The sequence below is a fragment of the Massilia sp. W12 genome (assembly GCF_037300705.1).
GTDB lineage: Bacteria > Pseudomonadota > Gammaproteobacteria > Burkholderiales > Burkholderiaceae_D > JACPVY01.
In genome coordinates, this window is record NZ_CP147776.1 from 2,459,929 (window position 1) to 2,483,087 (window position 23,159).

The 23,159-nt window shown below is 56.2% G+C and carries 16 protein-coding genes; 10 read left to right on the forward strand and 6 right to left on the reverse strand.

Features of this window, described 5'->3' with window-relative positions; translation table 11 throughout:
• Window positions 1-98 precede the first annotated feature (98 nt).
• The 5 genes from V8J88_RS09965 to V8J88_RS09985 are packed head-to-tail and all read left to right on the forward strand — an operon-like array spanning window position 99 to window position 4,695.
• Window positions 99-986: an ABC transporter substrate-binding protein gene (locus V8J88_RS09965; RefSeq protein ID WP_338849302.1), complete on the forward strand. Its 888-nt coding sequence runs from the start codon at window positions 99-101 to the stop codon at window positions 984-986.
• The gene (locus tag V8J88_RS09970; protein ID WP_338849303.1) at window positions 977-1,957 is read left to right on the forward strand and encodes an iron chelate uptake ABC transporter family permease subunit; all 981 of its coding nucleotides are present in this window, start codon (window positions 977-979) and stop codon (window positions 1,955-1,957) included. The genes V8J88_RS09965 and V8J88_RS09970 overlap by 10 nt, the downstream gene beginning before the upstream one ends.
• Window positions 1,954-3,051, forward strand: a complete 1,098-nt coding sequence (locus V8J88_RS09975) for an iron chelate uptake ABC transporter family permease subunit (protein WP_338849305.1) — start codon at window positions 1,954-1,956, stop codon at window positions 3,049-3,051. The genes V8J88_RS09970 and V8J88_RS09975 overlap by 4 nt, the downstream gene beginning before the upstream one ends.
• The gene (locus tag V8J88_RS09980; protein ID WP_338849306.1) at window positions 3,048-3,899 is read left to right on the forward strand and encodes an ABC transporter ATP-binding protein; all 852 of its coding nucleotides are present in this window, start codon (window positions 3,048-3,050) and stop codon (window positions 3,897-3,899) included. Before V8J88_RS09975 ends, V8J88_RS09980 begins: the two co-directional genes overlap by 4 nt.
• Before the next feature lie 28 nt (window positions 3,900-3,927).
• A complete protein-coding gene (locus V8J88_RS09985) occupies window positions 3,928-4,695 on the forward strand; it encodes an SDR family oxidoreductase (RefSeq protein ID WP_338849308.1) in 768 nt (255 codons plus the stop codon).
• Between the two features lie 638 nt (window positions 4,696-5,333).
• Here the strand turns inward: V8J88_RS09985 and V8J88_RS09990 are convergent.
• From V8J88_RS09990 to V8J88_RS10010, 5 genes are all read right to left on the reverse strand, one after another.
• Entirely contained in the window at window positions 5,334-5,789 is a 456-nt protein-coding gene (locus V8J88_RS09990; protein WP_338849309.1) for a hypothetical protein, read from the reverse strand.
• Between the two features lie 390 nt (window positions 5,790-6,179).
• Window positions 6,180-7,118, reverse strand: coding sequence for a DUF1152 domain-containing protein (locus tag V8J88_RS09995; protein WP_338849310.1), 939 nt, complete (start codon window positions 7,116-7,118; stop codon window positions 6,180-6,182).
• Window positions 7,119-7,422: 304 nt separating this feature from the next.
• Complete coding sequence (locus V8J88_RS10000; protein ID WP_338849311.1) at window positions 7,423-8,238, reverse strand: alpha/beta fold hydrolase; 816 nt, start codon at window positions 8,236-8,238, stop codon at window positions 7,423-7,425.
• 86 nt (window positions 8,239-8,324) lie between these two features.
• Complete coding sequence (purL, locus tag V8J88_RS10005) at window positions 8,325-12,362, reverse strand: phosphoribosylformylglycinamidine synthase (RefSeq protein WP_338849313.1); 4,038 nt, start codon at window positions 12,360-12,362, stop codon at window positions 8,325-8,327.
• Between the two features lie 76 nt (window positions 12,363-12,438).
• Window positions 12,439-14,004, reverse strand: a complete 1,566-nt coding sequence (locus V8J88_RS10010; RefSeq protein ID WP_338849315.1) for a glycosyltransferase family 39 protein — start codon at window positions 14,002-14,004, stop codon at window positions 12,439-12,441.
• A gap of 165 nt (window positions 14,005-14,169) precedes the next feature.
• Between V8J88_RS10010 and V8J88_RS10015 the strand changes: the two genes are divergently transcribed.
• Together V8J88_RS10015 and V8J88_RS10020 are read left to right on the forward strand one after the other, a co-directional pair.
• The gene (locus V8J88_RS10015) at window positions 14,170-15,174 is read left to right on the forward strand and encodes a glycosyltransferase family 2 protein (RefSeq protein WP_338849317.1); all 1,005 of its coding nucleotides are present in this window, start codon (window positions 14,170-14,172) and stop codon (window positions 15,172-15,174) included.
• Complete coding sequence (locus tag V8J88_RS10020; protein ID WP_338849319.1) at window positions 15,167-16,060, forward strand: ChbG/HpnK family deacetylase; 894 nt, start codon at window positions 15,167-15,169, stop codon at window positions 16,058-16,060. The genes V8J88_RS10015 and V8J88_RS10020 overlap by 8 nt, the downstream gene beginning before the upstream one ends.
• Before the next feature lie 4 nt (window positions 16,061-16,064).
• Here the strand turns inward: V8J88_RS10020 and V8J88_RS10025 are convergent, their stop codons facing one another.
• Window positions 16,065-16,751, reverse strand: a complete 687-nt coding sequence (locus V8J88_RS10025) for a DUF6445 family protein (protein WP_338849320.1) — start codon at window positions 16,749-16,751, stop codon at window positions 16,065-16,067.
• Between the two features lie 635 nt (window positions 16,752-17,386).
• Here V8J88_RS10025 and rdrA point away from each other — a divergent pair.
• Genes rdrA through V8J88_RS10040 form a run of 3 tightly spaced genes read left to right on the forward strand, consistent with a single transcriptional unit; the run spans window position 17,387 to window position 23,066 of the window.
• A complete protein-coding gene (rdrA, locus tag V8J88_RS10030; protein ID WP_338849322.1) occupies window positions 17,387-20,062 on the forward strand; it encodes an antiviral RADAR system adenosine triphosphatase RdrA in 2,676 nt (891 codons plus the stop codon).
• A 3-nt stretch (window positions 20,063-20,065) separates the two neighbouring features.
• Window positions 20,066-22,759, forward strand: coding sequence for an antiviral RADAR system adenosine deaminase RdrB (rdrB, locus tag V8J88_RS10035; RefSeq protein WP_338849324.1), 2,694 nt, complete (start codon window positions 20,066-20,068; stop codon window positions 22,757-22,759).
• Entirely contained in the window at window positions 22,710-23,066 is a 357-nt protein-coding gene (locus V8J88_RS10040) for a hypothetical protein (RefSeq protein WP_338849325.1), read from the forward strand. The genes rdrB and V8J88_RS10040 overlap by 50 nt, the downstream gene beginning before the upstream one ends.
• Window positions 23,067-23,159 lie beyond the last annotated feature (93 nt).

Genomic DNA, 23,159 nt, shown 5'->3' on the forward strand with positions numbered 1-23,159 from the left:
CCGATTTGCACGCCGGCTTATCCAATCCGCAACGCAGGATGAACAAACTTGCCCCAAGAATTTTTTTGCCAATCTCAATCACGATGAAATCATTTGCTTTGCTTCAATCCCTCTTCTCCCTGCTGGCCGCTGGCGCCATGCTGATATTGCCGGCCCAGGCGCGCGAGGTGCAGGATGCGCTCGGGCGCAAGGTGCAGGCGCCGGATGCGCCGCGCCGCATTCTGGCCCTGTCCGAACCCGATCTGGACGCCCTGCTGGCGCTCGGCGCGCCGCCGCTGGCGGCTTCGCGCGGACGCGGACAAAACGGTTTTCCTGCCTATCTGCAGCAAGCGCCCGGCATCAAACAAGTCGCCCAACTCGGCAATTTCATGCAAACCGGCAGCGAAGCCATCATGCAATACAAGCCCGACCTGATCCTGGCCGGCAGCCACAATGACCCGGCGCAACTGGCGCAATGGAGCAAAATCGCCCCCGTGATCGTCAGCTTTACCCCCGGCGAGACATGGGAAAGCGGCTTTTTGCGCATCGCCGCCGCGCTGGATAAAAGCGAACAGGCGCAACAACTCTTGCACGCCCAACAGCAGGAAATCGCGCGCCTGAAACAGCAACTCAAACCGGCTTCCATCAGCATCGTGCGCTGGAATATCAGCGGCCCGGCCTTTATGCAACGCGACGCCTTCGCCTCGCGCCTGATCCACAGCCTGGGCTGGCGCCGCCCGCCGGCGCAAGCCCTGCCCGGCAGCGCCCACAGTGCGCCCTTATCGCAAGAAGCGTTTGCCGTACTGGATGCGGATTGGATTGCGATTGGCGGCTTAGGCCCGCAAGCGCAACAGGATTTGCACAGCGCGCGCAAACACCCGGCCATGGCGCAATTGCACGCCGTGCGCCAGGGCCGCATGCGGGTGGTGGACGGCGCGGTCTGGACCGGCCCCGGCGGCTATCTGGCGGCGCAAGCGCTGTTGCGGGATATCGCGCAATGGCAATAAACATCCCGCTGCAGCGCGTTGGCGGCTTGTTGGCGGGCGGCTTGCTGGCGCTGTTTTTACTGTCCCTGCTGGCCGGCGCCGGCGGCCTCAGCGCCGCGCCTGCCGAAGTATGGGCCTTGCGCGCCTGGCGCGGCGCGGCGGCGCTGCTGGTCGGCGCGGCGTGTGCGGTAAGTGCGCGCCTGCTGCAGGATTTAAGCGGCAATCCGGTGGCCGAACCCGGTTTGCTCGGGGTGCACGCCGCCGCCGCCCTGGCGCTGGTTTGTGCGCTGTGTTTTTTGCACTGGCGCAATCCGCTCGCCCTGCTCTTAGCCAGCCTGGGCGGCAGCTTGCTGGCTCTGCTGGCGCTGGGCGCGCTGTTGCCGGCGCTGCAGGCGCGCCAGCGCAGCGCGCACAGCCTGATTCTGGCCGGCGTCGCGCTCTCCGCCAGCTGCGGCGGGCTGGCTTCGCTGATCATGCTGCGCCAAGCCGACGGCCTGGATCAATACCGCCAATGGGTCTTGGGTTCGCTGGCCCTGGTGCAAGCCGATATGCTGCTGGCCGCCGGCGCTTTGCTGGGCGCGGTGTTGTGTCTGATGCTGCTGTGCGCGCCGTATTTCTCCCTCTTGCATCTGGGCCACTCGCGCGCGCTGACGGCAGGCGCGCATCCGGCCCGCCTGCGCCTGCATGCGCTGTTGTGCTGCAGCCTGGCCGCCGCCGGCGCGGTGGCGCTGGCCGGGCCTTTGGGCTTTTGCGGCATGCTCGGCGTGTGGTTGGCGCAGGGCGTGCAAACGCGCTGGCTGCCCGGCTGCAGCGCGCGCCTGCGCCTGGGCTTGTGTGCGGCCTGCGGCGCGGCCTTGCTGCTGCTGTGCGATTGCGCCGCGCGCCTGCTGGCGGCGCCCTATGAAAGCCCGCTTGGCGTCCTGTGCGCCCTGCCCGGCGCCCTGGTTTTGCTGTGGCGCTTGCAAGCGCGCCCGCCAGGAGCGGCGGCATGATGGATGCGCTCAGACAACAACTTGCGCAGCCCGCACAAGCTGCGCTGGCAGGCGGCAAACGCAACAGTAACAAGCCGCGCCGCAGCCTGCTGCCATGGAGCGTATTGCTGCTCGCCAGTCTGGCCGGCTTGGCGCTGGCCGCCATGTGCGTGGGGGAAAGCAGCGTGCCGCTGGCCAAGGTCTGGGCCTGGTTGAGCGGGACACCTGACGCCACCCTGGATGTATTGCTGGGAGAATTACGCTTACCGCGCTTTGCCTGCGCCGCCGGGGCCGGGGCCGCGCTGGCCTTGAGCGGGTATTTATTGCAATTGTTATGCCGCAATCCCTTGGCCGGGCCGGATTTGCTGGGGGTGAATGAAGCCGCGCTGTTAGCCCTGTTGCTGGGCCTGGGCCTGCAAGCGCTGTTGCAATGGCCGCTGGCCGCGCTCGGGGCCGGCTGCGCGCTGTTGCTTTTGTTTGCCCTGATTGTGTTGCCGGCGGCGCGCGCCGGGCAAGCGGTGCCGCGCGAGCGCTTGGTGCTGGCCGGAATTGCGCTGGGGGCTTTATTGCGCGCCCTGGCCGAACTGTGGCAGGCGCGCCAGGATTTGGCGCACGCCATGAATCTGGCGGCCTGGAGCATGGGCAGTTTGCAAGGACGCGATGCGACTGCCGCCTGGCGTTTGCTGGGCGGCCTGGGCGCGCTCTTGCTCTGCCTCTTACCCTGGCGCGCCGATCTCAAGTTGTACGCCTGCCTGCCGCAACAAGCCGCCACGCTTGGCGTGCGCCAGTTGCGCTTGGAAGCCAAAATCTTGCTGTGCGCCGCCCTGGCGGCGGCCTTGGCGCTGGCGCTGGCCAGCCCGCTGGCCTTTATCGCCCTGGCGGCGCCGGCATTGGCGCGCCGTCTGCATGCCGGCCACAGCCTGCGCTTGTGTCTCCTGTGCGGCGCGCTGCTGGGGGCAGCCGCTGACACCCTGGGGCGTTGGCTGCCGCTGTGCTTACCATCCTGGCTTGGATTGCAGGGTATGGATATTCCGGCCGGATTGATTTGCCAGATCAGCGCCGGCCCGCTTTTACTCTGGCTTTTATTGCGGCGCGACGCTGCACACACAAAATGACAATCGATACTTTTCCCGATTCTCAAGCTGCGCCCCCCGCGCTTTGCCTGCAAGGCGTGGCGGCGCGCTTTGGCGCGCATAGCGAACAGGGCTTGCGCGCGATTGATTTACGCTGCGAAGCCGGCCAAGTGCATGTGCTGGCAGGGCCGAATGGCTGCGGCAAATCGACCCTCTTGCGCACGATTGCCGGCTTGCATCCGCTGCAAAGCGGTCAAATCCGGCTGGCGGGCCAGACTGGGCCGGCGCAAGCCTTGCACAGCCTCACGCCAAAACAGCGCGCCCGCCTGCTGGCCTGGATGCCGCAGGAGAGCGGCGCGCCGCCGGAAATCACGGTGGAAGAATTGGTGCGCTTGGGGCGTCATCCGCACCGCCCCTGGCATGGGGCTTGGCGCAGCAGCGATCAAGCCGCAGTCAGCAGCGCGCTGGCGGCCTGCGACATCGCCGACCTGGCTGCGCGTCCCTTGAGCGAATTATCCGGCGGTCAGCGCCAGCGTGCGCAATTAGCGTTGGCCTTAGCGCAAGACACCCCCATCCTGCTGCTGGACGAACCAACCAGCATGCTCGACCCCGGCCATCAGTTGGATTTGCTGTTGCGCCTGCGCCAATTGGCAAAGCAAGGCCGCTGCGTGCTGCTGGTGATGCACGACATTCAGGCCGCCGCGCGTCTGGCGGATCAACTGATCGCCATGCGCGATGGCCGCATCATCGCCGCCGGCTGTCCGCGCCGCATTTTGCAGCCCGATTTACTGCGCCAGTTGTACGGCATTGAAGTCGATCTGCTGCAAGCGCCGCAAGACGGCGCCCCGATCATCGCGCCACGCTGGCCGGCTGCGCCAGCGCTGGCCTAGTTTCCGCTCCGATTGTAGAGACAAGAACATGCATAACACTGTTTATCCGCATTACCCTGACCTGGCCGGCAAAACCATCCTGATCACCGGCGCGGCGCAAGGCATAGGCCAGGCCGTGGCCTATGCCTTCGCCGCGCAAGAGGCGCGTTTAATCCTGATCGACGCGCAAAGCGTCACATCAGCGCCGCCGCAAGCGGCTTGTTATACAGCGGATTTGCGCGACAGCACACAGATCAGCGCCTTGCTGCGCCAGATCCAGGCTGAACAGGCGCCGATAGATTGCCTGGTGCATGTGGCCGGGGTCTTGCGCACCGGGGCCGTGACAGATTTGCAAGAAGCCGATTGGCGCGCCTGTTTTGCGGTGAATGTGGACGCCCTGTTTCATCTGTGTCAGGCGCTGGCGCCGGCAATGCAAGCGCGCCGCAGCGGCGCCATGATTTGCGTCGCCTCGAATGCCGCCAGCACGCCGCGCCAGCAAATGGCGGCTTATGCCGCTTCCAAAGCCGCCGCCCTGCAATTCATGCGCTGTCTGGCGCTGGAAATGGCGCCGTATGGGGTGCGCTGCAACACCGTCTCCCCCGGCTCCACCGCCAGCCCGATGCTGTACGGCATGGGCGTGGACGACGCCGCCTGCATCGTCGGCAATCCAGAACGCTTCCGCCTGGGCATCCCCCTGGGCCGCGTGGCGCAAGGCGCGGATGTGGCCAACAGCGTGCTGTTCTTAGCCTCAGATGCGGCGCGCCATTTGTGTATGCAAAATCTCATTGTGGATGGGGGGGCGAGTTTGGGGGGGTGAGGACGCAAGACCGACTGCAGCCGTTCCATATGTTGAAACAAGGCGATGATTCAGCCGAATTCAGGCCATCAAGGTAGAAGGCTGGGTTGAGCGCTGCGAAACCCGGCTTGCAACAGCGGTGGATCAAAAAAGAAGTGACTGTTCAGCCTTCATAAGGATGGACGAAGCAGATTCCGTTCGCCCCTGAGCCTGTCGAGGGGCATGGTTGAGCATGGAAAACCGTGGTTCGACAAGCTCACCACCAACGGCAAAACCAAAAACCATAGTTCAACCGGCTCCCCACAATGAAGCTGCAACCCGCTTGGTATATAAGACCGAATTGTTAGCGCAGCGGCTGAATAGATACAAAAAGAATTACCGTGATGGATAAGCAAGATAGGGTGCAGACGTTTAAATACCTTGAAACAAGTTCTCAGAGCAGATACGTTGGCGGCTGAATAGTCAAAATTTTTTAACCATCGTAATTCCGACTGAAATGTTACGCGAAAAAAAAGATCGACTGCTGTAATTCAATATTGCTGAACAGGTACGCTGAACAGGAATGATAATTGCATGGGCTGAGTCTCCAGAATATTTTTTATTTAAAAATTAAATGTTTTATATTTCTCTGATTTGCTGCTTGCGTAAATAAACCGGCTTTACTGCCGCATCTGTTGCAAAATATAGTGCGCAGTTTTCCCATCAGCGAACTCAACTTTTATTTCGCCATCTTTATTTCCATCTAAAATATTGTACTGCTTCCCGGCTTCCTCCCAGTTTTTACCATCCACAGAAAATGCAATCTGCACTTCCACCGCCAAGGGGTCTTGCATTTTCACCACTGGCTGGATTTTATCAAATCCAGGTGGGAACTGTTTGCTGGGTTTGAGCGTGTATTTATAGTATTGCTTGCCATTGACATCCTGCACAATCAACTCAACCGCTTGATTTTCCCTGGCTTTCACAGTCTGGGTCTTTTCAGTCGCCTCTATTCCCATCGGCGTCAAACTGAGGACATAAGTAGCGCCGTCAGTGGCGCTGGCTTGTAAGGGCAACAGGCCAGGCGCGAGAAACGCAAGCGTGACAGCCAACTTTTTAATACCCATGAGAAACATATCTCCTCCTTTTGTGTGAATAAGTGAATGATATGAAAGAACGGCGAAGCAACTACCTGTCAAATCTAACAGGATAATGTCTTATTACTGACCATTGCTGCTTTATTCTATATCAGTGAGCTGGCCTGCGCCGTGTGCACGCTATCTGTTGCTGCAAGAATGCAACAGCGTAGTTATTCCAGGGTGGGGGCTTGTTTCAAGGTATTTGAACGTTCTTGCTAATCCCGCACAAATCCCGCACCAATTCCTTTGTTGATCCGCCGCTGTCGGACGCCGGGTTATCACTGCGCTCAAGCCTGCCTGCGTTTTTTGGCCTGAATCCGGCTGAATATTAACGCCACACTGTCCATGGATTCCCGCTCTCGCTGAAAGCAGGCTGAGCAATTCGCTTTATTTCAGCGGAATACTCTGATGCGCCCGCCGTGGGTTGCGGATGCGGCTGAGTTTGAATGCCTGTGCGACTTCTGACATGGTTTGGCTGTGTTCTATTTCCGCGCCGAACTGGATGCGCGCTGCCAGGCCATCGAGTTTGAAACTCCAATACAGCGACATCAATGGACTGAGAAATTGCTCGCTGTCGCGGCTGCGCGCGGTGACGTGGATGTCGCCAAATGCGCCGCGCATGGCGCCGGCGATGGAATTGGTGACGATGCTGGTGTGCAAGGGCATGCGCTGATTTAAAAACGCTGTCAATTGCAAAAACGCCTGCCCTTCCGGCATTTGCGGCGTGAGCGAAAAACTGCCGAGAAAATCGCCGCTTTCACATAAGCTGGCGATATTTTGCAAACAGGCGTGGTGGTTGAATTCATGTTCCACGCCAAACCCAATCGCCAACAGCAAACGGCGCGCGCAGGGAATTTTGGCGGCGGCGATGATGGAACAGGCGTCTTCAACCAGGGTGCCGACTTTGGCTTCATCGCCAAACATCAAGCTGTCTGTGCCGCCATCGACCAGCACAATGGTGTCGATCTGATGCGTTTGCGCCAGCCAGGCATAGGCCGCGCGCAGCGGCTGCACGCCGACGTCGTAGGCAAAGGCGTATACGGCGGGATCTTCGCCGCGCTGCTGCAAAAATTCCAACAGATATTTTTCCGGGAAATAAGGCAGCGCCGCATCATGCGCGCTGATTTGATAGAGCTGCGGAAAAACCTGCCGGCTCTCGGCAAAGGCCAATTCAGTGAATGAGAGATTGGCGAGCGTGACCGCCACACCCTGGCGGCGCAAATAAAAGTACAGCGGCAAACCGCTGATGACATCAAAACCACCGCCGGCGCCGGCAATCAACACCGATTTGGCTTGTGATAATTCTGAAAAAAAAGCCTGTTGCATTCTGTTTGATCTTTGAGAGGATGTGAGGGAAACACGGATTTAATCAAGTGCTAATTTCTTACCTCATGATAAATCGTGTCTATTCAACCCTTCGATAAAACCGTGCTTCGACAAGCTCAGCACGAACGGTTTATGGACAGATGCTGGAATAGCGCCAGCCATATTTTTGCCTGCCGTTCGCCCGGAGGCGGTCGTTGGGCATGGTTGTACGGGGTAAGCCCGTGTTCAACAAGTTCAGCAAAAATGGACACAGGTCCGAGCTGATCTTTCCTTTGCATGTGCCATGCAGAACGGCTCCTGCCGATCAGGCCGCATGCGCTAAAAACGCCTTGACTGCCGGCAAAACGCGTTGATCTTCCATATAAAACCCATGTCCGCCGGAAAACATCTGTAATTGCGCGCCGGGAATGCTGCGTGCGATGTTTTCCAGATTCGGCGGCGGGCAAATTCCGTCGTCGATGCCGCCGCACACCAGGGTCGGTGCGGCGATTTGCGGCAAACGTTCCCAACAATTATGCATTTTGCGCGCCTGCAATTGGCGCGCTAAGCCATCGCGCGCCGGCGCATCCAGCGCTTCGCGCCCCATTTGCATCACTTGCACCATGGCGGCGAACAAATCGGCATTGGCTTGCTGCCATGCGGCGTCGCGGCGCAGGTTGGCGAGTTGCAAAAAACGCCGCGCATAGTCTGCCGCCGGCAAATGCTGTAATTCATGCAAGGGGTGGGAATGTCCGCCCGCCCCGCCGCTGCTGGTGCAGGCCAGAACTAAGCGCGCCACGCGCTGTGGATGGCGCAACGCGAATTCTTGCGCCACCATGCCGCCAAATGAAATTCCGACCACCGGCACCCTGACATGGCCAAGGGCGTCGAGCAGTGCGGCGCAGTCATCGGCATAGTCGGCCATGGTGTAGCGGCAGTCCGGCATATCGCTTCTGCCCTGGCCGCGCTGGTCATGCCGGATCACGCGCCAATGCTGCTGTAAGCTGCGCTCAAAACTGGAGGGCGGCTCGCGCAAGTCCCAGCCGGTGCCGCCGATCAATAATAAGGGCGCGCCAGCGCCGGCCTGGCGGCAACAAAGTGTCAGACGCGCAGTGGCGATCAGGCGCGCGGTGTCGGGCATGCCGGTCTCCTTAAAATTGCTGACAAACAGCGCATGCAGCGCTTTTGATGAAGATAGCGCTTACATGCGGTGTTTGCTGAACTTTTTTAGGCCAGCCAGGCGCGCGCGTTGCGGAACATGCGCAACCACGGGCCGTCTTCGCCCCAGCCATCCGGATGCCAGGAATGCAGCACAGTGCGGAACACACGCTCGGCGTGCGGCATCATCACCGTGAAGCGGCCATCGGCGTTGGTGACGGCGGCGATGCCTTGCGGCGAGCCATTCGGATTGAAGGGATATGCTTCAGTGCGCGCGCCAAAGTGATCCACATAATGCAAGGCCGCAGCGGCTTGAGCTATGTCGCCGGTTTGCGAGAAGTCGGCAAAGCCTTCGCCATGCGCAACCGCGATCGGCAGACGGCTGCCTTGCATGCCTGCAAACAAAATCGAAGGCGATGCCGCCACTTCAACCAGGGCAAAGCGCGCTTCAAACTGCTCGGATTTATTGCGCGTGAATTTGGGCCAGTGAGCGGCGCCGGGGATGATGGATTTCAAATTGCTCATCATCTGGCAGCCATTGCAAATGCCTAAGCCAAAGCTGTCGCTGCGGGCAAAGAATTGCGCAAATTGTTCGCGCATGGCCTGGTTGAACAAAATGGTCTTGGCCCAGCCTTCGCCGGCGCCTAACACGTCGCCATAGGAAAATCCGCCAACTGCGATCAGGCCTTTGAAATCTTCCAGCTTGGTGCGGCCGGCGATCAAATCGCTCATATGCACATCGTGCGCGGCAAAGCCGGCTTTATGCATCACATACGCGGTTTCAATATGGGAATTGACGCCCTGCTCGCGCAAAATCGCCACTTGCGGACGTGCGCCCAGGTTCAGGAATGGCGCTGCCACGTCTTGTTGCGGATCGAAGGTGAGATGCGGCTGCATGCCCGGATCATCGCTTTCGATGCGCGCGTATTCGGCATCGGCGCAGGCCGGGTTGTCGCGCAGGCGCGCAATGCGCCAGCTGGTTTCACTCCACATTTTATGCAGCGCGCTGCGGCTCTCGCTCCATAAGAGTTTGCCGTCGCGCATGATTTCAAACATGCCGCGCGGATTTGGTTTGCCGATGGTGTGGCTGCAAGCGCCTAAGCCATGTTTGCGCAAAATATCCATTACCGCGCTGCGCTGCTCCAGCTTGTATTGCAAAACCGCGCCCAATTCTTCGGCAAACAGGGCGCGCAGGCTGCGCTCTTCGCGCCGTGCGCTGACCTGGCTGGCCCAGTTTTTCGCATCGCCCCAATCGGAATCATGTTCGCCTTCCAACACCAGCATGTCCAGATTCAGCGATATCCCGCAACGCCCGGCAAACGCCATTTCCGCCAGGGTGGCGAATAAGCCGCCGTCGGAACGGTCGTGATAGGCCAGAATCATGCCGGCGCGGCGTAATTCGCCCACGGCGGCGAAGAAGGCGGTTAAGTCTTCGGCTTGCTCCAGATCCGGGCCTTGTTCGCCCAGTTGTTGCCAGACTTGCGCAAAGCAAGAGGCGCCGATGCGGTTTTGTCCGCGTCCCAGGTCAATCAGGAGCAATTCGGTCTCGCCCAGATCCATGCGCAATTGCGGGGTGAGCGAGCGGCGCACATCGGCCACCGGAGCAAAACCGGAGACGATCAGGGAGAGCGGCGCGCTGACTGCGCGTTGCTTGCCATCTTCTTGCCATTTGGTGTGCATCGAGAGCGAATCTTTGCCGACCGGGATGCTGATCCCCAGTTTCGGGCACAGCTCCATGCCGACCGCGCGCACGGTGTCAAACAGGGCCGCGTCCTGGCCCGGCTGGCCACAGGCGGCCATCCAGTTGGCTGAGAGTTTGATCTGGCTGATCTCGTCGATATCGGCGGCGGCCAGATTGGTGATGGTTTCCGCTACCGCCATGCGGCCGGATGCGGCGGCGTTGAGCACCGCCATGGGGGTGCGTTCGCCCATCGCCATGGCTTCGCCGGCGTAACCGGCAAAGCTCAAGGCTGTCACGGCGCAGTCCGCCACCGGCACTTGCCAGGGGCCGACCATCTGGTCGCGCACATTCATGCCGCCCACGGTGCGGTCGCCAATCGTGATCAGGAAGGATTTATCGCCCACGGTGGGCAGGCGCAAGACGCGCGCCACCGATTCGGCCAGTGTCACGCCGCTGTAGTCAAACGGCGCCGCCGGATTGGCCAGGCGTTGCACATCGCGCAGCATTTTGGGCGGTTTGCCCAGCAACACATCCATCGCCATATCCACCGGTGCGGCGGCTGGCGTGCCTTCGTGTTCGGCGTCGAGCAGACGCAATTGGCGTTCTTCAGTGGCCGTGCCGACCACCGCAAACGGGCAGCGTTCGCGCTCGCACATGGCGCGGAATTGTTCCAGGCTTTCCGGCGCAATCGCCAGCACATAGCGCTCTTGCGATTCATTGCTCCAGATTTCTTTCGGCGCCAGGCCGCTTTCTTCCAGCGGCACTTGGCGCAGTTGGAAAATCGCGCCGCGCTTGGCGTCGTTGGTGATTTCCGGGAAGGCGTTGGACAGGCCGCCGGCGCCCACGTCGTGAATCGACAAGACCGGGTTGGCTTCGCCCAATTGCCAGCAGGCGTTAATCACTTCCTGCGCGCGGCGCTGCATTTCCGGGTTGCCGCGCTGCACCGAATCAAAATCCAGATCAGCGGTATTGGCGCCGGTGGCCATCGAGCTGGCGGCGCCGCCGCCCATGCCGATGCGCATGCCGGGGCCGCCCAATTGGATCAGGAGGCTGCCAACCGGCAAACCGAGTTTGTGGGTGTGGCGGCCGGAAATATTGCCCAGGCCGCCGGCGATCATGATGGGCTTGTGATAGCCGCTGATGTTGCCGCCGATGTTTTGTTCCCAGGTGCGGAAATAGCCGGCCAGATTGGGGCGGCCAAATTCATTATTGAAAGCCGCGCCGCCAATCGGGCCGTCGATCATGATTTGCAAGGCCGAGGCGATGCGCTCCGGTTTGCCATAGGGTGCGGCGGCGCTGCGCGCGGCCAAGGGCTGCAGTACGTCTTGCGCGTTTTCCCAGGGCTGCACGGCGTCCGGGATCATCAGATTGGAAACGGAAAAACCGGTCAAGCCGGCTTTCGGCTTGGCCCCGCGCCCGGTGGCGCCTTCGTCGCGGATCTCACCGCCCGCGCCGGTGGAGGCGCCGGGGAATGGGGAAATTGCGGTCGGGTGGTTGTGCGTTTCGACTTTCATCAAGGTGTGGGTCAAATCTTGCACTTCGCCGTACAACTGCGCCGCCCCTTGCGGATAAAAGCGCATGGCCGGCTTGCCTTCCATGATGGCGGCGTTATCGGCATACGCCACAATCGTGCCCTTGGGCTGCAGTTGGTGGGTGTTTTTGATCATGCCAAACAGGGAGCGCTCCTGCTTCTCGCCATCCACCACCCAGTCGGCATTGAAAATCTTGTGCCGGCAGTGTTCGCTGTTGGCTTGCGCAAACATCATCAATTCCACATCGGTGGGATTGCGGCTGGCGGCGCTGAAAGCTTGCAGCAGGTAGTCGATTTCATCTTCTGACAGGGCCAGACCAAGTTCTGTGTTGGCCGCCGCCAGCGCAGCGCGCCCGCCTTGCAGGATGTCGATGAAGGCCAGCGGCTTGGCCTCCAGGCGTGAGAACAATGCTGCGGCTTGCTGCAAATCGTCAAGCACGCTTTCGGTCATGCGGTCGTGCAACAGCGCGCACACTTGCTGCCATTGCGCGCTGCTTAATTTGCCGGCGCCGATGCTGCTGCCCAGCAAGCCGGCTTTGAGTTCGATGCGGTAGGCAATCGCGCGCTCGACCCGGTGAATATGCGTCAAGCCGCAGTTATGCACGATGTCGGTGGCTTTTGAGGCCCAGGGCGAAATTGTGCCTAAACGCGGTATCACAAAACATTCCAGCACACTGCCGCGCGCGGCTGGCGCGGCATACGGGTCGCCATACGTCAGCAAGGCTTGCAGATTGCGTTCTTCCTCCTGGCTTGCAGTATGGCCGGCAGGAAAATCCACCAGGTGCATATATTGGCCGGAAATGGCGCTAATCTCAGGCGCGACTTGTTGCAATTGTTGCAGCAAGCGTTGTGCGCGGAAGGCGGACAGGGCATTGGATGCGGGCAGAATCAGCATGATCTCAGCTCAAAAAAAAGCGCGCCGGCAGGAAAGCCTGCAGGCGCTGTCAGTAAGTAGAAAGGAAACTTGGACGTCATTTGCATTCCCCATGCGGCGGCAAGATCGCCCAGGCCATGCCCAATTCAGGGAAGCTGCCGGGCCGCGCGGGGCGTAAGCGGAATGGCGGGAATTCTTCAATCTCGGGCCAGATGTCTTCAATTTCTGCGACCAGATCTGTGCCCTGCACGGCCACCGTGATGGCGCCGCAGCGGTAGATGTCTTGCGCCGTAACCCAGGGCGAAATGCGCAAATCGGCGTCAATCACAATCTGCGGCGCATAACTGCTGTAAAAACTGGCGACCCCGGCTTCCCAGGGCGTGCCGATGATGTATTTGAGCGGTTTGCCGGGATGGGCCTGACGCCAGCGCGCATCGAGTTCGCGCGCCAATTCCGGCCCCGGATAGGCCGCGCGCGTGTATTTGCCGGTCAACTGCGTCCACCAGATACTGCCTTTGCAGGCATATACCGCGCCAAACAGCAGCATCACACTCAACCACAGCAAGAAGGCGCGCCGGCTGGCCAGCTGGTCGGCGGCAGCCCCCAGCCACCAGACGGTGATGATGCCGGACAGCGGGAACATGGCGGAAGCCCACATCGGATGCAAATAACTGCCGCTGGCGCCCAGGGCCAGGGTCAGCGCAAAGGGGCCTAATCCCAAGGCCAGTAAAAAGCGCGAATGGGACAGCGCATTTTCACGGGCCGGCTGCAGCTGGGCTTGCAAGCCATTCGCGCTGCGCACCCAGGCCCACAGCAGTACCGCCCACAAGGCAATATGGACGGCGACTTGCATGCCGATATAAGAAACGATGTTTTTGCCCCAGCCGGAATGTTGCGTCATTTCCTGCAGTCGTTCCTGGGCATAGTGAAGCGGGGCCAGATCATTCAGATACAGCCAATACAGATGCGGGCCGACCACGGCCAGCGCGAGCGCGGCGGCCAGCAGCACGCCGCCCCAATTCAGGCGCGCGCGCGCAGCGCTGTCCCATCCCAGATAGAGCAGCATGGCTGCGAGTAAAAACACTGCGCTGTATTTGCTCAAGCCGCTCAAGCCCAGGGCCAGACCGAAAGCCGCCCACCACCACAGGCTGCGGCTGTGCAAGGCGGCGTACAAAGCGCCAATCGCAGCGGCCCACACCGGCATTTGCGCCACATTATGGTTGAAGTCGGGCGCGTATAAATTGTAGTAAGCCAGCAGAGATTGCAAGAACATCGCCAGCAGCGCGCGGCGCGGCCCCAGACAGGCCAGCGCCAAGGGCCAGACGCACAACAGGCTCAGGACAATCGACAGGGCGGAGGGTAAAAACAGGGCGAAATGGGTGTGGCCAAACAGGCTTTCTGAGAGCCAGATGCCCCAGGCCGGCAGCGGCGGGTGTTTGTAATAGCCGATTTGCGGCGCTTGCGCCCAGGTGTGCATTTCAATCACATCCAGCGGTGCGGCGTGATGTCCCAGCAGCGCAATCAAGAGCCAGAAAAACCCCATGAAAACCAGCAGCGCATAAAAGCGGCCTTGCGCCTTGCTCTGTACATCAGCTGACGCCACGGCTGCCGGCGCGCAAGCGCTGCTGGCGGCGCAGGAATCGGCGGCAGATGCGGATTGCATTTCAGGAGTGCAGGCGCTTTTCTGTAAAATCACGGTATCGGCCTGCCATGGCATAAAATGGCAGGTCAGGAAAATTGGCGTGCCGCATTATACCTTGCTTGAGCGCAAAAAACAGCGCAGCCGGGGCCTTGCGGCAGCTGTCGGATCAGCTCAGAAAATTAACTCATGTCCACCTCTTTGCCTGTACAGGCTTTCACTGCAGCACTGCGTCCGGCCCATCCTGTGATCACCTGCATCACGCCCGCGTATAACGAAGCGGCGCATATCCGTCAATTTTTACTGGATTTGAGCGCGACTCTGCAATCCATGAGTGCGCGCTATGAAATTGTGGTGGTGAATGATGGCAGCCGCGACGCCACTGAAAGCGAAGTGCTGGCGGTGGCGGCTGAATGCAGCGTGCGCTATCTTGGTCTGTCACGCAATTTCGGCAAAGAAGCGGCGCTCTCGGCTGGCATCGAACATGCGCGCGGCGATGTCATCATCTTAATGGATTCCGATTATCAACACCCTTTGCGCTTATTGCCTGAGATGCTTGGCTTGTGGCGTCAGGGATATGACATGGTGTATGGCGTGATTGCCGACCGCCGCCATGAATCGGGTTTAAAGCGCGCCGGAACCAATCTGTTTTACCGCTTAATGGAAGCCGGTTCGGCCTTGCATATTCCGCGCAATGCCGGCGATTTCCGCTTAATGGACGCCAAAGTCGGGGCCGCCTTGCGCCAACTGCCGGAGCGCAACCGCTTTATGAAGGGTTTATACGCCTGGGTCGGTTTCAAGAGTGTGGCGCTGCCCTTTGTGCCAGAGGAGCGCGCTTCGGGCCAGTCTTCTTTTTCCATGCGCGGACTGGCGCGGCTGGCGGTGTCCGGCTTGACTGCATTTACCACCCTGCCCTTGCGCTTTTGGAGCGCAGCCGGGGCCATGGTGTCGATCGGCGCGATTTTATATGGCGCCTATGTGGCGCTGGAAACGCTGATATGGGGCAATCCGGTGCCGGGCTGGGCCACGCTGGTGTGCGGACTGATGTTTTTCTCCGGCGTGCAATTGCTCTCGATCGGGGTGCTGGGCGAATATCTGGGCCGGGTGTATGAAGAAGTGAAAAAACGTCCGCTGTATCTGGTTGGGCGGGATTATGATCATGCCCAATTAGGGGTGGGAGGCGCGGATGATTGAGCAACAGGAAACAAAGCCGGAGCGCAGCGCAAAAAACGATGCCGCGCTGCCCGAAGCGCCGCCGCATTACAGTCCGCTGGTCTTGTGTGCGGATGATTTCGGTCAGCATGTGGGGATAGATGCGGCAGTCATCTTATTGCTCTCAAAAAACCGCTTATCAGCAGTCTCGTGTATGAGCAATGCGCCGCGCTGGCGTGCGATGGCGGCCCCGGCCTTGCTTGAATTGCGCAGCAAGGTGCAAGGCCAGCGCAGTTTTGATGTCGGCTTGCATTTCAATCTGACTGAGGGCTTTGGCTATCCGCCGGCCTGGAGTTTGCGCGCGATTTTGCTGCAAAGCCATGTCCATTTGCTGGCGCCTGAACGTTTGCAGCAAAGCTGGCATGCGCAATTGGATGGTTTTGAGCGCGCCATGCGCGCCGCGCCGGATTTTATTGACGGCCATCAGCATGTGCATCAATTGCCGCAAGTGCGCGAAGCCATGCTCAAGGTGATGCAAGAGCGGTATGGCGCAAGCCGCCTGCCCTGGGTACGCAACACCATGCGCGCAGCGCGCAGCGAAAGCGGCAAGGCGCGTTTGCTGGAGTGGCTGGGCGGGGCCAAACTGTCACGCCGCCTGCGCCAGCAGGGAATTGAAAGCAATCAGGGTTTTGGCGGGGTGTATGGCTTTGATGCGCCGAATGCGCAAGCTTATGCAAGCCTGTTTGGCCAGTGGCTGCAACAGTCGCACGCCGGCGGCTTGATCATGTGCCATCCGGCGGCGGCGAAAAACGCGGACGACCCGATCAGCAGCCAGCGCCTGGTGGAGTATGCGTTTTTAACCTCCAGCGAATTCCCGCAATTGCTGACGCAACACCACCGCCGCTTGAGCCGTTTGCGCGACAGCTGAGGCCTTACGCCATCCAGAAAAACAGCGCCGTCATGCGTTTTTCATGGTGCGCCATGCCAAAGTAATTGCTGGCGGAATGCACCAGGTCGGCGCGGTAGAGCAGGATGCGGTTGAATTTATTAGGCACCATCAAATCTTCATGCCAGGCTTGCAGCGGCAGTTTGGATGTGCCCAGGGCTTCGGCAAGCTGATTGTGCGGCGGCGTGCAGAGATTGCCGCCCAGGCTGCCGTCACGATAGCGCAGACGGTAAAACGAGGTGCCGCCTTCGGGCGGCGCATCCGGCGTCAGATAAATCACGGCGGCATAGCGGCATAAATTGCGCGAATCGGTATGCGGGCGCGGGCCGGATTCGATCAAGCCGACTAATTGCGCATAATTATGCGAAACCTTGCCGCCATTGCCCGCTTCGGGTTGCCACAGCTTTTTCGCACCGGTGACTTTTTTCACCCAATTTTCGACATATTCCAATTCCGCAGGCAGCAAGGCGCCGGGACTGCGCTGCCCCGGCCAGAATTCTTTGGCGCGCGGAAAACCGATTTCCCAATTTTCCAGCGCAAACATGCGTTCTGAAATTTCCTGCGGATTCGGTAAAAAATCATCCTTGATCCAATAATCGCGTCCTTCGACAGGTTTGCGATACGTCAACTTTGGCGGGCGCGGCAGGCGGGGCGGTTCGGCTTGAATGATCATAAGGAAAAAGCTGAAGTTATCTTCTGAAATATGAGAAGTGTATGAGCAGCTTTGTCTTGCGGCAAGCATTATCAATGTTGCAGAACAGCATATATTTGCGCAAAATTGATTTGCATAGCAAATCAATTATTTTATTTTGCTATGTTTATTTCAAAAATAAGTAAAAGAAAACAAAGCTTGCGCCGGCGACGGTGTCACATTCCATCAGCCTTGTTTTTGCATTCTGATAACGAAAACGCAGCTGCCCATTACTGATGGCGACAATATTTTTCTCCAGAATGACGCGCTGACAAAAAATGCCGGACAGACGCTGGCTGTTGGGCGACTGGACCAGTCCGGAGGCTGGCCAGGGCTTGCATCGATGGTCTTGAACTGCGGCCCTTTAATCTTCAGGTAATGGCAGTGGTGTTCATACTTACGGTTGAAGTTTCTTGTAATGTGTGTTTTCATAGCGTCGTGACCCCGGTTCCTTATCTTTGAAACCCTTGGGAAAGTGGCAAAGTCACATTCTGAATCAATTAGCCAGATCATTTTGCATGGAGGTGCGTTTCTGCCGTGTAGCGGCTTCGTCCATCCATCTCAATTTTCTTATTCAGTCATGTAAATCAACTATCTACTTTAGAGTGTTAATAGCTATGACTAACGAACCAAGACGCCTCATTTTTCCAATTGACCAACGTGAAAGTGCGACTCAAAAAAGGGCAGACACTTTGCTTGCTGCTGACGTGTATTCGAAATTGCATGCATTTGTCAAAGTAGCGCTGCCATCGGCTGATGACGACAATAGTGAGCCGGGCGCGCAGCGTCAACACCGCGCCATCTTAATTGACGGCGCACGCGGCACTGGTAAAAGCTCGGTTTTGATCAATCTTGGTTTGTACTTGGCGGATGTCGATAAAGAGCTTTTCAATCACGTCCATATCTGTAAGCCTATCGACCCCACATTACTCGAAGACCACGACAATCTGTTTTTGAATGTCATTGTTGCGGCGGTGTTATCGGATAAAGCCGTGATAGATGCACAAACCCGGTATCCAGAAAAACGCGCAGCACTGCATAAACAACTGCAAAGATTGGGCAGCGCGCTGGAAGGTTTGCAAAAACAGCGTGCGCAAGAAGGCTTGGATAAGTTACGCTCTTTTATCGGCAACAACCAGCTCGTCGGTGAAGTAGATCATTTTTTCAGGGATGTGTGCAATCTGCTTGGCAAAAAACTCTTAATTTTAACGATTGATGATGTTGATACCTCACTCGATCAAGCGTTTGAAAATCTGGAAGTAGTGCGCCGTTATCTGGTTAGCCCGGCGGTCTTGCCCATTATTAGCGGCGATCAGCGCTTGTATCACGATGTGACGTGGCGTGAATTTCACGGTAAATTACTGAAGGACAGCAGCTATGCGCGTGCCGATGCGGCATTGCAGGCAAAAGAGCTGGCGAAAGAATACCAACGGAAAATTCTACCGCTGCAATATCGGCTGCAAATGCCAAGCGTTGCGCAGTATTTGCAAGATCAAAATATTTTTCTCACCCACGAAGAGGCGCGCATGCCCCCCTTGCCACTGCCATTTTTTCAAGCGTGGGTTGAGGCAATACTCAATGGTGCGGTGAATGGCGTGGAAAATAGCTATCTTGCTTTACCACTCAAGACGGTGCGCTCCTTAGCGCAATTGATCTATCGGGTGAAAGGTTTGTTACCCGATTTAGTTTGGTATATTGCAGCAGCAGAATTATGGGATATTATTAATGTAAAACGTGCAACATTGCTTCATGCAACAACCATCAAAGCACTTAAAGTCGCCGCATTTAACACAGCCCATCAAAACCGGAAGGGATTTCTTAAAGAATTTTCCAATATTTTATCGAAATCAAATAACACGCAACTCCACGAGCCTGCTAGTGAGATCAATGAAAGAAAAAATAGATGGCGGCGTATGCTGTTGGATCAGTTCAAATTTGATTCTGAAGCAGGTGCAGCATTTTTAGTATTACAGGCACAAATAGATTGGTTTGCTTCAGGTATTGAGCTACGAACCCGCAATGTGTTTGATACACCGCTATTTCAACCTTTGCTTCATCAGCAAGAATCATTGGCCAATTTTGCTGCAGCTGGAGATTTAAATGACTGGAAACGCGGTTTAAACGGGCGTGCGCCAGACGCTTGGCTGGCTCGCTTGCCATCTCATGCGATACTGCCCTATCCGATACCTGAAGCTGGCAGGGCAATTAGCGCCAAAAACAGATATCGTTTTTCTGGTGTTGCCCACAGTTCACAAAACAATTTATTGATTGATTTGTTGCTGCACAAAAATTTTTATTCAACCAACAAAAAAACCGTGTTGATATGTGTCGGCCGGATTTTTGAGTTAATCATTACCAGTTTTTTACGCACGATCAATGAAGAAGATGTGCATGCCTTACTGCAACGCCCACCTTTTTATTCTCTCTCCGCCATCGCTGCTACCAAAACTCTGACGATAACAGACGATGATGGAAAACCTGAAGAAGATTGGCCTAAAGACACAGACGTGGAACTTGCACAAAGAGATGCGACGATTTCTTTGTTAATCAGAAAAATTAGAGAATGGCAAAGCAAATATCAGATATTAGAGATCCAAGTTGCCCCTTGGCTAGTCTATAATGTGTTCAATAAAGTGATGAATCAGGCTTGGCTTTTTAATCCACCTATGGCGCCGGGTGTAATAGATAATAAACAGGATGAAAAAACGGTGCTCAGAGTTGCGCAAAAAATGTTTAACTCGATATGGAGCGCGTTTGGCAGTTTTGAAAAAGGTCCACTTTACGAATTGTCGCCTATCATTGCCACCGTCAATATTGGTGACGGTGAAAAATTTGAAAATAGTGATTTGTATCGACAAAATATCTCCCCATTTTCCAGTGAAAATGATCAAGATACCCGTACCTTTGGCGAAAAAATCCGCAGCATTACCTTCTTGCTGGGTGAGCATCCCTTGCGCGGGTGGATAGAGCAAGAGGATATAGACCTTAGGGATATCATTGTTAACACAGAACTTTCTGGATTAAACTACCCCGAGCATACAGTTGAAACCGAAGTCGGGCGAGCCAAGGCAGAATTAGGAAAAGCTTTAGGTGTAGCACTGAAAAGCAGAGTTGAAAAAGCGACTCTACGCAATGCTTTACGCAAAGGCAAATTAACCAAAGCAGAGGCGCTGAAGCTGCATGACCGTATTAAGCAGGAAATTCCTGCCTCAAAGCGTTTGATGGCAACCTTTCTAAGTGCGATAGAAGAATGGGCAGCTAGCGCGCCCCCTGTCACTAAACCCACAGAATAAATCATGCTCACCCGCTCCCTGCACGAAGTGGCCATAGGCACGTTGTTCACTAGCACTCGCGTCAGCGAAAAATTGCGTGCTTATCTGGCCACCTACCCGTTTGACGATGATGAGCAAACAATCGCCGGTTTTGTGAGAAATTGCCGCACGCAACTGGAAAAAGACCTGGATCAAGATCACGCAAGGCGTTTTCGCTTAGGCGATATCGAAAAAGTGATGAAAGCGCTCTGGGGTAAAGACCTGTTTTCCTCCGTTGAACTCCCGATCTTAGAAGAGCTGTTCACACGTTTAATGGAGCGCAATGGCGATTTTGTGCAATATCAAGTGGCGCAGGTACAGGCTTATGCCCGCTTATGCGCCGAAATAGACCCAGGCATGCTGGTTGCTTGGCATTTGGTGAGCTGGCTGGAGCGAGCCAATCCTTTGCCTGACGATGTGCGGCGCGTCATTCAACATCAACAACCATTTTTTGCGCCACCTTCAAGCGTGCATAAACCCTATGCTGAAGGGCATGTTCATCTGGGCGGCATTCGCTCTGATTTGCTGATTTTGGGTGAGAACATATTCTGTTCCGGGACAGCAGAAGAGCAGGAAATTTTTCTGCGCTTAAGGCATATACGGCAGTTAATTGGAATTTTGCTTAACCCGCAAGACACTGAGCTACGGGTCAAATTATGTCAAACTTGCGCCATCCCAAGCAATTTCATCGATCCATTCGACACCCATGATTGGGAGAGTGTGCGAGAAAGTTGCATTGTGCAACATGGAATTGTCGATGCGAATTGGCTGCGTTGGCAATTGGCGCAAGCGGTGATAGGCGGCGAATTAGCACGGGCGATGCTTTGGCTAAATGTCTATTTGTGGTTTTTGTATCGCCAAAAACAAAGCCCACCCGCTTTACGCATTGCTATCTTTTATCTCATGGCATCGATGATGCAAATCCGTCGCGGCTTGATTATGGATGGTCAAGGCTTAAGTCGCTTTGTCCGGACTTATTTTAATGCCGAACTGCGTAAAAAGCACACTCAGCATGGTAGTGCAGATATGATGCGCGCGCTGATGACCAATGCAACCGATTTGGCTGAAATCAAAATTACTCCTGATAGTTTTAACGCTAATAAAGCCGCCGAAGTTGCAAAGGATGCTTGCAATCGTCATGATTTTCCTGTTCCCTTATTGAGTTGGCTCACCCCCACCGCTGCCTTGCAGCCAAAAGATATCGCCTATCTACATTATCTAGAACAATGGCATTTTTGTGCACATTTTTTACGACAGGAGGAAACCGCTAAAAGTCGTAAAGATTTGTGGAAAAAAGCGATAAAATTTCAGAAGACTCTTTATAGTGAAAGTGCTTGGAATGATGATGTATTTCTAGGCGGACATACCAACCCTGCTTTTCATTTTCAGCCAGCCAATTGGCTGCGCGGGTTGGATATTGCTGGTGATGAAAACATAATACGCAATGACATTTTTGCTCCTATCTTGCGCTGGTTACGACGCGGTTTTTTACCGCGCAACACTGACACACGCGCCACAGCGAATTTTCATTTCAGCATTCATGTTGGCGAGGATTATGCCCATCCACTGTCTGGTATGCGCCAGATTGATGAAACCGTGCGTTTTTGCGAAATGCGTAGCGGCGATAGATTAGGCCATGCTTTGGCGATTGGCATCCCTCCAGCGCAATGGGTCGCTCGCCATGGCGATATGGTGCTGCCAGTGGATGAACATTTAGATAACTTGGTCTGGGCTTGGCATTATGCCAGCGAACTCAGTGCGCGCATACCGCTTGCCAGCCATGTGATCCCGCTCCTTGAGCGACGCATTGCCCGCTTTGTGGATCATATTCCATGGTTAAACAGCCAATATCAGCTTTCTTTGTACTTACCCATTGATGTGGAAGCCTCTCGGCCAAGCTCAAGCGTCAAATTTCATATCGCGCCCAGCACACTGCATCAAGCCTGGCAATTGCGGCGGAATTGCTATTACCAATTTAAGAACAATCAAACTGCTCCATTTTACGGCGAGTTGCTCGATAGCGCAGTCCCTGATTTTGCTAAGCTAAAACAAGCAGAAGATGGCGCAATCACCTTGCACAACCAAGTGGAACAACGCAGCGAACAAGGCAGCGCAGCACGAATTTATCTTGACCGCGAACAACTCCGATTGGAGTACAAGGAAAAAATGCGCAATGTACTGGTTCGTGTGGCTGACGCCAAAGACTGGGCAAGGCGCGAGCATGCGGAAAACGGGCATCCTGCATTTTTATATGATTACGAAACTCCGGAAGAACTTTCGTTTATGCATGCATTGCAAGACTATTTGCTCGATCAATATGATAGACAGGGCTTGATTATCGAAACCAATCCCAGCTCCAATGTGTATATCGCACGGATGGAAAACCATGCCGAACATCCGATTTTTCGCTGGAATCCACCGCATGAAAAGAACCTTGAGGATGGCGGCGTGCACAATCAATTTGGCTTGCGGCGCGGACCAATCCGCGTGTTAATCAACACGGATGACCCCGGCATTATGCCTACCACCTTACGTACTGAATTTGCGTTGCTGCAAGAAGCTGCTATTGACTTGGGATATTCACGCTCAGTTTCAGAAATCTGGCTCGAAAGATTGCGTCAATTTGGTATTGAAGAATTTCAGAGAAAACATCAGCCAATTTTTAGTAAAACAGAATAATGTCTGCTATCAAGCCATCCTATTCAGGCAAAGCCGCGATTTCTTCGCCGTATATTTTGCGGCGGCGCTGGTGATGCTATTTGCGCCGCCGCACAGGGTGATGCTGAGAAGTAGCTTTCATACAAGGCAGCCACTTGATCTGCTTGCATGTCAGAGCGGAATTTATCGCTTTGACCTTTGGCGTTGCTTTGCGGCAGCAGATTCACATCCTGATCATTTTTCAAGCCTGCCACAAAATACAGATTGTCCAGTGGCAAGCCGTCTTGTGTCCACAGATCAAATTGCGCAGCGGTTGGCGAGTATCTGAACACTGGAAAACCGGGCCTCTTCTTCCCGCTTTCGCAGCAAGTCAGCGCAGTTGCTATGCAGCGCGCTGACTTGCGCAAGACAAGCATGCTGC

What these genes read in the sequence shown, in the direction of transcription:
- V8J88_RS09970 (WP_338849303.1), top strand. Translation starts at nt 977, where the DNA reads ATGGCAATAAACATCCCGCTGCAGCGCGTTGGCGGCTTGTTGGCGGGC.
- V8J88_RS09975 (WP_338849305.1), top strand. Translation starts at nt 1,954, where the DNA reads ATGATGGATGCGCTCAGACAACAACTTGCGCAGCCCGCACAAGCTGCG.
- V8J88_RS09980 (WP_338849306.1), top strand. Translation starts at nt 3,048, where the DNA reads ATGACAATCGATACTTTTCCCGATTCTCAAGCTGCGCCCCCCGCGCTT.
- V8J88_RS09985 (WP_338849308.1), top strand. Translation starts at nt 3,928, where the DNA reads ATGCATAACACTGTTTATCCGCATTACCCTGACCTGGCCGGCAAAACC.
- V8J88_RS09990 (WP_338849309.1), bottom strand. Translation starts at nt 5,789, where the DNA reads ATGTTTCTCATGGGTATTAAAAAGTTGGCTGTCACGCTTGCGTTTCTC.
- V8J88_RS09995 (WP_338849310.1), bottom strand. Translation starts at nt 7,118, where the DNA reads ATGCAACAGGCTTTTTTTTCAGAATTATCACAAGCCAAATCGGTGTTG.
- V8J88_RS10000 (WP_338849311.1), bottom strand. Translation starts at nt 8,238, where the DNA reads ATGCCCGACACCGCGCGCCTGATCGCCACTGCGCGTCTGACACTTTGT.
- purL (WP_338849313.1), bottom strand. Translation starts at nt 12,362, where the DNA reads ATGCTGATTCTGCCCGCATCCAATGCCCTGTCCGCCTTCCGCGCACAA.
- V8J88_RS10010 (WP_338849315.1), bottom strand. Translation starts at nt 14,004, where the DNA reads ATGCAATCCGCATCTGCCGCCGATTCCTGCGCCGCCAGCAGCGCTTGC.
- V8J88_RS10015 (WP_338849317.1), top strand. Translation starts at nt 14,170, where the DNA reads ATGTCCACCTCTTTGCCTGTACAGGCTTTCACTGCAGCACTGCGTCCG.
- V8J88_RS10020 (WP_338849319.1), top strand. Translation starts at nt 15,167, where the DNA reads ATGATTGAGCAACAGGAAACAAAGCCGGAGCGCAGCGCAAAAAACGAT.
- V8J88_RS10025 (WP_338849320.1), bottom strand. Translation starts at nt 16,751, where the DNA reads ATGATCATTCAAGCCGAACCGCCCCGCCTGCCGCGCCCGCCAAAGTTG.
- rdrA (WP_338849322.1), top strand. Translation starts at nt 17,387, where the DNA reads ATGACTAACGAACCAAGACGCCTCATTTTTCCAATTGACCAACGTGAA.
- rdrB (WP_338849324.1), top strand. Translation starts at nt 20,066, where the DNA reads ATGCTCACCCGCTCCCTGCACGAAGTGGCCATAGGCACGTTGTTCACT.